The sequence below is a fragment of the Lacipirellulaceae bacterium genome (genome assembly GCA_040218535.1).
Classification (GTDB): Bacteria; Planctomycetota; Planctomycetia; order Pirellulales; family Lacipirellulaceae; genus Adhaeretor.
This window is the reverse complement of record JAVJRG010000012.1, coordinates 1,620,484-1,631,909: the sequence shown is the minus strand read 5'-3', so window position 1 is coordinate 1,631,909 and position 11,426 is coordinate 1,620,484. Positions and strand designations below refer to the sequence as shown.

7 protein-coding genes are annotated in these 11,426 nt (G+C 56.8%); 5 read left to right on the top strand and 2 right to left on the bottom strand.

Going from position 1 to position 11,426, the window contains the following annotated elements; genetic code table 11:
- Positions 1-305: 305 nt before the first annotated feature.
- Positions 306-2,099, bottom strand: a complete 1,794-nt coding sequence (locus RIB44_20425; protein ID MEQ8618948.1) for an alkaline phosphatase — start codon at positions 2,097-2,099, stop codon at positions 306-308.
- 291 nt (positions 2,100-2,390) lie between these two features.
- Here RIB44_20425 and RIB44_20420 point away from each other — a divergent pair, with 291 nt between their 5' ends.
- Positions 2,391-3,122 (top strand): CDP-alcohol phosphatidyltransferase family protein, encoded by a 732-nt coding sequence (locus tag RIB44_20420; protein MEQ8618947.1) that lies wholly within the window; start codon positions 2,391-2,393, stop codon positions 3,120-3,122.
- A gap of 426 nt (positions 3,123-3,548) precedes the next feature.
- On the opposite strand, the gene RIB44_20415 is transcribed toward RIB44_20420, so the two are convergent.
- Positions 3,549-4,907: a hypothetical protein gene (locus RIB44_20415; protein MEQ8618946.1), complete on the bottom strand. Its 1,359-nt coding sequence runs from the start codon at positions 4,905-4,907 to the stop codon at positions 3,549-3,551.
- 136 nt (positions 4,908-5,043) lie between these two features.
- On the opposite strand from RIB44_20415, the gene RIB44_20410 reads away from it, so the two are divergent.
- From RIB44_20410 to RIB44_20395, 4 genes are all read left to right on the top strand, one after another.
- On the top strand, positions 5,044-6,036 hold the full coding sequence (locus RIB44_20410) for an MBL fold metallo-hydrolase (protein MEQ8618945.1): 993 nt from the start codon (positions 5,044-5,046) through the stop codon (positions 6,034-6,036).
- A gap of 467 nt (positions 6,037-6,503) precedes the next feature.
- Entirely contained in the window at positions 6,504-8,231 is a 1,728-nt protein-coding gene (locus tag RIB44_20405; GenBank protein MEQ8618944.1) for a hypothetical protein, read from the top strand.
- A gap of 463 nt (positions 8,232-8,694) precedes the next feature.
- The gene (locus RIB44_20400; GenBank protein ID MEQ8618943.1) at positions 8,695-10,050 is read left to right on the top strand and encodes a polysaccharide biosynthesis/export family protein; all 1,356 of its coding nucleotides are present in this window, start codon (positions 8,695-8,697) and stop codon (positions 10,048-10,050) included.
- 110 nt (positions 10,051-10,160) lie between these two features.
- On the top strand, positions 10,161-11,399 hold the full coding sequence (locus RIB44_20395; protein ID MEQ8618942.1) for a hypothetical protein: 1,239 nt from the start codon (positions 10,161-10,163) through the stop codon (positions 11,397-11,399).
- Positions 11,400-11,426: the final 27 nt, after the last annotated feature.

Genomic DNA, 11,426 nt, shown 5'->3' with positions numbered 1-11,426 from the left:
TCCCCTTGCCGGCATCACAAGCAGCAAGCACTTCCCCGCGACGTTCCTTCGAATAAACCATCGGGCTCCTCCTTAAGGTGAAGTTACCAAGTCTACTCGAATTTCCTAAAGGGCGCTATGGTCTCGGGAAGTACGCTCTAGCTCCGCTTGTACTCGCCGCTGTTCTTGGCATCTTAGCCTGGAAACCGTACATCGCATTACCCGCAGCCAGCCAACTACACAATTTCTTTCTCGGAGCAATGCTAGGGTTTCTCGGAGGTCTTCCGTTCTGGTTTCGCCATCGCAGAAAGAACAAATAGACTGGCTCACTCCCGCATCAACTCGATCATCCCTTGCCCAATCTCCGTCGCGTGTTTCATCCCGCCGAACTGCTTCGCGACACCCTCCGGTCCCCAAGCACCCAGCGGCACCGGCGTGCTAGTGTGGGTGCCCGTTCCCCAGACGACGTTCTGCTCCTCGGCTAAGACGCGGCCAAGGAGATTGTGCCTAGAGTTTTCGCCGTAGACATAGAAGGCAGTGAAATCATCGATCTTCGGCACCGTCTGACCGCCAAGGTACGGATGCCCTTCTGAGTAAAGCTGATTGCGTTCTCGCGCTAGAATCCGAATTGCATCGTCGAGATCGATCTTGATCGGCATCGCCGCGTTGACCAGCTCTACCAATTTCTCGGGGGTTTTTTCGTCGCCGGGTAAAGCATCGAAGGTTTGAAAGATCGCAAAGAAACTCTGCTTCTGACCGTAAAGCCTTTGAAGTGCCTTGTGCCCGGCGAAGTTGAAATTCGGAGCGTACTCGTTACCGTTGAAGATGTTCCCTTGAAGCCGACGACTCGCAGGCAGAGGCTTCCCGGAGTAGCTAAAACCAAATGAGCCCGTCTCGTGATCTGCGGTGACAATCACCAGGGTGTCATCGCGGTCCTTGGCCCAATCGAGAACGGCTGCGACCGCCGCATCGAAGCGGAGCAGCTCGTGCAGCATCGTGCCAGCGTCGTTGTTGTGGCCGGCCCAATCAATCTGGCCCCCTTCGACCATCAAGAAAAAACCCTCGGGGCGTTGATCAAGCAGTTCGACGGCCTTCGTCGTCATTTCCGCAAGCGTCGGCTGAGTGCGTTTGCCCTCCGCCTCAGCGGCACGTTCCATCAGGGCATCGTCCATCCCTGAATCGGCAAACAGTCCCAAGACTCGCCCTTCGGTAAGACGATCAAGGCCCTGCCGATCAAAGACTAACTGGTAATCCTCGCGTGCTTCCAATAGCAAGTTACGGTTGTCTTTTCTCTTCGAGCTGACAGGAAAACGACCGCCGGTCATTTGGAGCACGGCAGCGTAGGTTACCGATTCTTTATCCTTGGCGGCCTCGGGGATCCAGTTTCGAAGCCCCCCGCTGAGCATCACGTCAACTTGGTTCGCAAGCAGGTCGCTTGCGATCTCGTTCTCCATCGAGCGATGTCGCTGATGGGCAGCAAATGCCGCGGGCGTGGCATGGGTGATTCGCGTGTCGGAAACCAATCCGGTCGCGCGACCACTCTGCTTAGCGACTTCGAGCACCGTCTCTGCTGAGTCCCCATCGGCATTGGTTCCGATCATTTCCGAACCGGCTGGTTGCCCCGTCGCCAGTTGGGTCGCAGCCGCCGCCGAGTCTACCACCAATGAACCGTACGGCTCGGTTCGCACTAGCCCAACGACTCCTTCGTTCATCAGCCGTTCGATCGCCGTTTGCCGGCCCCCGTCTGGATCATCAGGGTAAGGAGACTGTTTACTATGATGCGCAAATTGCGAGAGCAAACCCAACTGCTGCGGCCCCATGCCGTCGCCAATCAAGAGAATCAGATTCCGCAGCTTCGGCCTCGCCGGCGGCTGCTCGAGAATCGGCATCTCCACCGGAACGCTTTGCGGGGTGCGAATGACGGGGATCTCGACGACACTCCCGGGGACGACGCGTTCGCCTTCAATGTGTAGCTCGATGCCAGGCTCGATCACCTCCCCCGGGACGGTAGCCTGATCGACCGATTGCTGGGCCAAGACGCTCGATGTGTTGTCAATGTGCAGAGCAACAAGTAGTAGTAGCAATCGTAACCCGAAGCGTAAGCGAGGGAGAAACTTCATTAGCGTGGCCCCTCGCTTACGCTTCGGGTTATGATGAGTAGCTTCTGATGCCGGTGCCAATTTGAAGGGACTATTCATAACGCTTATTCGAGCCGGAGTCGCCCCCGGACAATTGAGTTCGCTCGTTCAGCGAACCACTTGCTCTAGCTTGGGAATACACAGCCTGGGCAGGCTTTTACGTCTATGCTCTAGTATAGCTGGCTATGTCGGGAGTTGCAGTGACTCCTGAAGTTCTCGATGTTGGCTTGTTCGAGCGGCATCGAAAGACTTTTCGCCCGAGGAAGGTTCCTCATGGAAGCGTCTGAGAAAAGCAGAGATTCGACTCCGGAGAAACCCTCAGCACCGCACCGGGTCTCGCATAGCCTGCTCGATCCGTGGCTCTCCGGCCCGTTGAAGAGCCTCTACGGCAAGCTCAACATCCCGGCCAGCTTTCCGCCGGAAGGGATTGTACTCACTGGGCACGTCATGGCCATTTTGGGGGCGATTGGGTTCGCGTTCAGCGCGAGCCAATGGTGGGGCGGCCTGCTGGCAGCTCTCGGCGTGGCGGCCAATCATACCTGCGATTGCCTCGACGGCACCCACGCACGCGCGACCGGCCAGTGTCGCAACGGAGGTGAATTGCTCGACCACTTTGTCGACCCGCTCTCCTTCAGCTACTGGACCGCCGGCCTCGCCTACAGCAGCGAACAGCCCTGGTTCGCCGCTGCGGGTATCGTCGTGCTCTACGCGATGGCCGTGCTGACTAATATTAAGTCGAAGATGACCGGCGAGTTCACGCTCGCTCGCTTCGGCCCAACGGAGTTCAAAACACTGCTGATCTTGTTTGGCATCCACCAAGCTTCGTCACTGTTGTTTCGCGGAGAACCAGCGGCGACGGCAGCAAACCGCGCTTGGTGGTTCCTGTTGGCGCTGATCGTCGCGGGAATCGTGCAACTCAAACTCAGCCTGTGGCAAGCCGTGAAGGAAGTCAACTCCGAAGGAGCAAAGCAACCGGATACGACGGAGTGGGAGGTTGGGAAGTAGTTGGGTAGGGTATGCCGAGGCACGAGGCATACCATGTGCAATCGATGGATCGTCAGAAACGAAATAAGCTCCAAAGAGTTACGATTCCTTGAGTTACCCCGAAGGGGTTTCATCCCATAGCCCAGGGTTCGACCATCACGAGCGACAGCGAGTGTGGGCGTACCCTGGGTTACAAAGAAACCAACGAGATTCGACCGAGCGGCACGTCATGGGCACCGCGGGTCGTTACCGAGGTCGAAATGTGAAAGGCTTGCCTCGGTTCGTTGCGACCTCGGCAAGCCGCCGACGATATTGATACCTTCTCGCTCGGTCGACTCTCGGGATCCTGCTTTTGACCCAGGGTAGATCAAAGCTCGCTGGGGCTCCCTGTTGACCAACCCTGGGCTATGATGCGTAACGCCTTCGGCGTATTGGTCCCATCCACGCTTACGGCTCAGGCACTCTCTTCGCCCACACGACCGCAATCGACTTCAACACGCAACTTAGCAGGAACAGCAGCGCAAAGTGGTCGAGGTGTTCGCGGAGGAATTCGCTCGCGAGCCATGCGCTCACTTGAAAATCGTCTTTAAGCCAATCAAACAACCACCCGCCTGCCAGAATACTCATCGAGAACGCCAGATGTGTCCAGGCGAACCATGCGGAGGCGTAGGCCGTGGATTTGCCTCTAGGGCTGAGGCCCAGCATCAAGTTGGGTTGGGTGATGTTCTCCCCCGCGTAAGCAAGCCAGCAAACGTAGGCTCCTAACACCCACCAGCGTCCGAAAGAAATGGCTAGCAGGAAGAACAGCGGCGCGCAGGCTATCAGCGCCTGCGAAAAGACCAGCACGGGGACATTCCCCCGCCGATCAACAAGCCTTCCGGCCCAAAGTAACAACGACGCCTGAGCGCCGCGTGAAACGGAGTCGAGAGTTTTCTTTTCCGCGAAGGAGAAATAGTTGGTATGAAAAATCGACTGAGCCGTTTGGATGATTCCATTCGAAAGCGAGAACCAAACACCAAATCGTAGCAGCTTGCGGAAGCGCGCGTCGGCCAGTGGTTGCACGATGCTTGTCACAAGCTGCGAAAGGGTCTTCGGCAGTTTGCTTTTGCGAGCACCATCGTGCCCCACTTGCCATTCCGGCAGATCTTGCATTCGGAACAACGGATAAACCGCCAACAAGTACGCAATGACCCCTGCGAAGCAACAGGCGGCATAGGCTTTCCATTCTTGTTCAAGGATTTCGTACTTCTTGCAGTGCCGTTGCCACAGCAAGGTCGTCGCCAAGGCAGCAAGCGTGCCGAGGATTTTACCGACATTCATCAGCGCTTGCCGCTTTCCAAGAAAAGCACCACGGATTCGCCGTGGAGCCAAGTCCCCCAGCCACGACCAAAACGCTACCGCAGCCATAAACTCCAGCAGATGATAAGTCACCCATACCAGCGTGATGCCGGCCAGCGTGTGGGGGACGCTCTTCAACCATTCGGGCGAAGCGAGCACCGGAAGTACCGCCAGCACCACGGCAGCGGCGAGAAAGTAGCGGATGCAGAACCGCTTGCGGCTTCCCAGCCGAGCAACCAGCAGAGGCGTTGCCAGCCTCAATAGTCCAACCAACGAAGGAGCGGCTAGCAACCAACTAACGGTCTGCCCATCGGCATCAAGATGGCGTGCCCAGTAGATGATGAGCGTCATGCTCGCCAGCCCATTGCCCACTCCCCACAGCAACGCATTGAAGTAAGCTGCCACCATCGAACGTCTTCGCGCCGAAACGGGCTTTTGCATCCTGGAAAGTTCGGCGGGGAGATCCATAGTGGTTGCTTCGGCACGTGGAGACTGTCCAGGCTACCGTTCAGCCTAGTTCGCGAGCAGAGAAAGAACAATTCCAGTACGATGGTTAGAACTAGCACGCAGCCGCCCGCTGCCATCCTAAGACACTGAAGTCATTATGTTTCACTGGGACCATGGACTATTCCTGTCTCGACCGCGGCTTGCGCTGGATGTCACGCGACAGCAGCCTCACGGATTCATTTCCCACGCGCATCACGATCACATGGCGCGGCACGAGCTGGCCTACTGCACGCCGTCGACAGGTAAGCTCTATCGTCATCGGCTAGGAGCGGGCCGGCAGGTAGTTGAGCTGGCCGAAGGCGTCCCCCGTGAGTACAGCGACGTGCGACTCACCACTTACCCGGCTGGGCATTGCTTGGGGTCTGTCATGCTGCACATGGAAGGGCTGGGTCTGTCTGGCAAGCACAGTGAAGATGTCTCTCTGCTCTACACGGGCGATTTCAAGCTTGGCGAGTCCGCCACCGCAGCGCGAGCGAATCCTCCTCAGGCAGACATTCTCTTGATGGAATGTACGTTCGGCGATCCGCGGTATTGCTTTCCGCCACGAGAAGTCGCGACCCAACAATTGGTGAAGCTCACCCGAATGATCCTCAAGAACGGCGAGACACCAGTCGTCCACGCTTATGAGCTAGGAAAGGCTCAGGAGGTGACCAAGATTCTCACCGAAGCAGGCATTCCGGTACTCCAACATCCGGCCATCTTCGCCGTCAGCAAGATCTACGAGAACGAAGGGGTCAACTTGGGCGATGTCGCTGAGTACCGTCCAGAACTCTTGCCGGGCCGCGTCGTGATAACACTTCCTAAGTCGTCTCCAGGCTTTCGTCTGGCGGGAATCGAGTTGCCGGTGAGCATCGCCGTTACTGGCTGGGCAATGGACGCAACTCTGGCGTCCCGCTGGCAAGCTGATCACGCCGTACCGCTTTCCGACCATGCCGACTTCAACGAGTTGCTCGAGCTGATCGATCGTGTCGAGCCCAAGCAGGTCTACTGCCTGCATGGTCCGAAGCTCCGCCAATTCGTCGCTCACCTGCGGAGCCTCGGTCACGAGGCATTTTTGGCCGAGGAAGGCTTTCAGCAGCGGCTATTTTGATCGGCGGGACTTTGAGGGACTGTGCTGGAACCTGTCTGTGACGTCATGCATAGGTGCTAGCAGCGAAGCTGCGATAGCACGTAGCCCCGAGCGCAGCTCGGGGAATCAAGGTCTCATCTCTCACTAGCCGCGAAGCGGCGAAAGCAGCTTGCGACTTAGAACCGCTGTCACCGCTTCGCGGTTAAGGCTGAATCCAACCCATGACCGTTGGCTTTCGCCAACGGCTACGTGCTCAAGCCGCTTCGCGGCAAACTATTACGATTGTAACGCCTGCTAGCGTTGACTGGGTCCACCTGTAACGGCTGTGCGGGCTACCGTCTCTTGATGCCGGTCGGTTGGTAGCGGTTTTGCTGCGCGCGACCGGCGGCACCGGTCGAATCAGTTGATACAGGTTCTACGAATCACAACGCCTTTTGCACGCGCCCGTCGAAACGACTGAGCGGAATTAACATCTGGAAAGCTGCTCCATGATCCTCGCCCGGCTGACTCCAACCAACAGGAAAGCCCTGCGTAGCGGTTCTCGCTCTGTGCCACTGCTAGTGCTCGCCACCCTGACGATCGCGCTCGGCTGCAGTGAGAGTCTCTACGAACCGCAGGAATCTCCCCAAGACTTCTATTTCGCGGGCCCCTCAGCTAAAGAGCAGGAGCAAACTGAGAAAAAAACGCAGCCAGCTCTCCGTGAAGTCGCGACAATCTCTGGCGAGCGTTTTTGGGAGTTCGACGATCCTCACGGCCCTGAACTACGGCTACTTCCCCCGATTGATCAACCCTCGTTCACTTCCGAGGAAGCGCTCGAGCTCGACTCCGCTACGGGGCTTCCTACTCCTACGATAGCGCAACCAAATTGGCAGCAGCCTTCCGAAGAAGAGTCAGAGTTTGCCACGAGCGATGCCTACCAAGGCCGCAAAACTCCGCCACTAGAAGTCCCCGAGAGTTCGGTTCGCGAGACCTTCGACTCTACCATTGCCGTGATGCTCCTCCCACCGGTGCCGATGGACGCTGTTCAAGAGGAAGCTCCCGTGGAGACAGACGCAGAAACTGACAGTTGGAGCGAGCTTGAGGAACCAGAGGAAGAAAGCACCGACTGGTCGTTTGCTGAGGAGTCAACGGAGGAAACGTCGCCTGAGCTGGCAACTCCCGAGAACGACCAACGCCTCGCACTGCTGCCAACTCCGGTCGTTGAGCCGCCCCAAACCTACCAGCCAGAGCAAGAAACGAAAGCCCAGGCTTCGCAGGACGCTCAACCAACAAGCGATGCTGAGGCACCGCCGGCAATCGCCACGGGGACACTCACCGGGGCCAAGGTGAACGAGCAGGCCATCGCCAAGATTCGCCGCGGGTATCAGCTTGCCGGTCGTGGTGCTTACTATGCAGCTCGGGCGGAATTCGTTGCCGTGCTGCGGATGATCTCGCAGGCCAAGGATAGCAAGCATGGCAAACCACGTCGCACGTTAGCCCTTGCCGCTGGCTTGCGAGCCTTGGAAGAGGCCGCCGACTTTGCTCCTCAAGGAGCGGAACTCGACGCGGAAGTTCCCGTCGCCGTGATTGCTTCTTCCCACCGCACGCCAATCAACATCGACTTCGACAACGAATTGCTCCTCCCTCAACAGGTGATGGATCGCTACTTCCGTTACGCCCAGTTCAAGCTCGGCGGAGCCGTCGCTGGCGAGCCTGCCGGCTCGATGGCGCTTCACGCGCTTGGCAAACTGCATAGCCAGCTTGGCAAGCTGGAGCCCGAACAACACCCCCAAGCACAACGCCAGGCCTATGCATTTCAACAGGCGTCCCTGATGGCCCATAGCAATAATCACCTCGCTGCCCACGAGTTGGGCGTCCTCATGGCCGAAGCGGGGCACTATCAAGAAGCGGGCGACCTGCTCAATCAAGTCGTCCAGCGGCAGCCGCATCCGACGGTGTTACGAAATCTTGCGCGCGTTCAAAAGGAACTCGGCCAGCAGCAAGTCGCCGTGGCGATGCGGCAAAGGGCCCGAGAAATGGAGCGCCAAAGCGGAGTCGTCAACGGCGTCGCCTGGGTCACACCCGATGCGTTTAGTGCCCTCGGACGACGCCCAACGAACATGCCCGTCTCGCAGCAATCGGCACAACAAGTTGCCCGACACCCCGGGGCAGTCCGCCTACCAGGGACTCCAGTAACAACACAACCGACGACAGCACCTCAACGACGCCTTTACTAGCAAGAGATTTCGTCAATGAAATGGTCGAGTCGAACCACAGAGCAACCCAAAACACGAGATTACCCCGAAGGGGTTACATCCCATAGCCCAGGGTAAGCAGCGACGAGCCCCAGCGAGTCCTGCGCCACCCTGGGTTAAGTGCGACAAACAATAATCGACCGAGTAGCAAGTCAAGTGTGCCGAAAAGGAAAACCGAGGTCGAAATGTGAAAGGCTTGCCTCGGCTTGTTGCGACCTCGTTCGCGTGCCGCCAGTAGTCAGGACTTTCTGCTCGGTCGCTTAAGGGGGTTCAACGGTTACCCAGGGTACGATCACACTCGCTGTCGCTCGTGATGATCGAACCCTGGGCTATGTTGTGAAACCCCTTCGGGGTACTGATCAAAGGAATTCATAGGTAACTGGCAAACCAAATCGCTCACTTAGAAAACTCATTAGCGCAACTGCCTAAAAAGAACGACTGAGCCATGAAAACCAAATCCACCTTTCTCCACTATGGGCTCTGGTTTACCGCAGCAACCTTGGTTGCGGCTGTTGGCGTGATCTCACTTTTCGAAAAGCTGTGCGCCGACGACGCGAAGTTTGTCCCCACTGAAGACAACACCTGCCAAACTTCAGATCCCCTCGCTGAAAAACTGGTGGCGAAGTGGCAAGCTGCGAGTAACGAGTCCACGAAAGGCGATAAGCACGTCGTCCAATGGAACCAAATCAAACTCTGTCAGGCCCTCGGCCCGGCCGCTCCGCACCCGATCTGGGGTGTCGATAGTCTGGCCGGCTGTGGCAAAGGGGAAGTTGGCTGGGAAGCCCGCGGATGCATCAATTGGCAAGCGTTCGCTCAGGGCGAGTACGTTGGCCACGCCCGCAGTGTGCATGTTCCTGAGTATCGCCTGCGTGTTGACGACGAAATCGCGTTCGTCTTCCGCCTCACACGGCAAGTCACAGGCTTTCCTTACGAGCTGCAAGTCGGCGATCAAATCCGCGTCGAGTCGCTCACGGGCGACACGGGTCCGACTTCCGCGAACGACGAAGACGACTCGCAAGACAACATCCGTCGCGAACTGGTCGTGCAGCCCGATGGCACGATTAGCCTGCCGCTGCTCGGCCAAGTGCGAGCCGCCGACATGACGATTGACGGGCTTCGTCAGTTGCTCGAAGGGAAATACGAAAAGTATTACAAGGTTCCAGCGATTACGGTAACGCCGCTGGAGGTGAACACGCGACTGCAGGACCTCATCTCCGCGGTTGACGCCCGTCAGGGTACCGGCGGTCTGCAATTGCAAGTGCGCGTGAATCCCGATGGCAAACTTTATTTGCCGGGCTTAGGTGCCGTTTGTGCTCAGGGTTTGACGATTGAAGAACTCAAGTGGGAAATCGATGCCCGCTACGCCGCCACGATTCCCGGCGTCGCCGTGACGCCGATCCTGACCGAAAGAGCACCGCGATTCGTCTTCGTCCTGGGCGAAGTCACCCAGCCGGGCCGCTTCACGCTCGACTCTCCGACGACCCTCATGGGGGCGATCGCGCTCGCCGGGGGCTGGACCCCTGGGGCGAATCTTCGCCAGGTGGTCGTCTTCCGCCGCGGCGACGACTGGCGGCTCATGGCCACGATGCTCGACGTCAAAGGCGCCCTCCACGGCCGCCGCCCCACACCGGCTGATGAGATCTGGATCAACGATTCCGACGTCGTCGTCGTACCGAAGTCGCCAATCCAAGCCGCCGACGAGTTCATCGATCAGGTCTTCACGCGTGGACTCTACAGCCTGTTCCCGCAGTTTGCGTTTGGGGCGTTCAACTTCGACAACTTCTCGTCGATTTCGAATTAGGAAACGGAACGGCAAGTCGATCAACGCCTGTCCGAGCACCCTTCTATTCACTCAGCTTGGTGGAAGTGATAAGCTGCGCAATTCAGCTACTTCACATCAGGTGTCCGATCATGCTTGGTTATTTGGCTACCGTAGGAGCATTATTACTTGCTTTGTGGCCACTCGAAAGTAACGCTCGCGAGGATGCAGTAGCTGAACTCGCGGAGTACTTGGAAGCAACACGTAGTAATCTTTCTTACATTGAGCGTCGAGAGTTTGATCGTCTCCGCGAGCTGACTGCCATCCATAGAAAGAAACCTAATCTGCGTGAACTCTACAAGGCCCACACGAAGCTGCTTAGTTTTCTTTCGGATAGTGAGCAAGCCTGGCGATATGCAGCGTGGTCGGTAGGCTACCTTTATCGCACTCAAGAAATAGAAGTAAGCGAAGAGGAGGACTATCGATCTGCCAAATTAGGAATCCAGATACTAGCCAATGGAATCTTAGAGCATCCAGAAAGCGCCTTTCTTTGTGACGAGCTCGGATGGTATTTAGGCTTTCGGCTAGACCCATCACACGGCAGTGGAAGTTTGCGCAGACTTTTTCAAGTAGACGCTGAGCTTCATCAAATGTTGTCGCGACAGATCGACCTTGAAAAGACCATCGGAGTCGAAGGAGAGCCAGATAATTGGCTAGTTGCAAAAGCCTATTATGAAAAGGCCGTGTTTTTCCACGAAGCTAAGGGCTCTTCGTTGGGTAGTAGGTCACCCGTGTTATTGTTCGACAGACTTCCGGTATGTCTATCGCGATACGCAATCAACCTCGCGAAAGAAGGCCATTTTGGTGAAGAACGTAATGAAGCATGGAATGCCGCGGCACACTCTTGGGATCAGCTCGCCAATCGAGAATTCGACATTGAGGGAAAAGATTTCTCAATTCGGTTGAACGACTACGACGAGTTGAAGAGACAGATCGAAAGCGAAGAGCAAACCGACGACGACATCTTGCTCAGGTTCCGTTACGTGAAGACTCGGCGTGACCTACACAATTTTGATCAGTGGAAAGGCCGATGCGAGTTAGAGAAGAACGAACTTGTGACGAGTGCTCGCAGGGCAACGTACAAAGCCAGGGTACGCCTTACTCAGGAAGAACAAAGTGGCAATACTCTTTCAGACCGAGCTAATGAACTATTCATCAAGAGCTTCAGAGAATGGGCCGCAGCGTACGATCAGCACGATCCACTGTACGAGAATGACTTAATTGCTGCTAATGTCATCGAAGAAGTCGAACTCTATCGAGACAAGTTTCTGGATGGCAAAGAATTGCCCGCCGACTTCCCACTCAATCAAGTGCTTGACTGGATTCAGTAGCGTTCATGGTACGCCTCGTACCTCGGC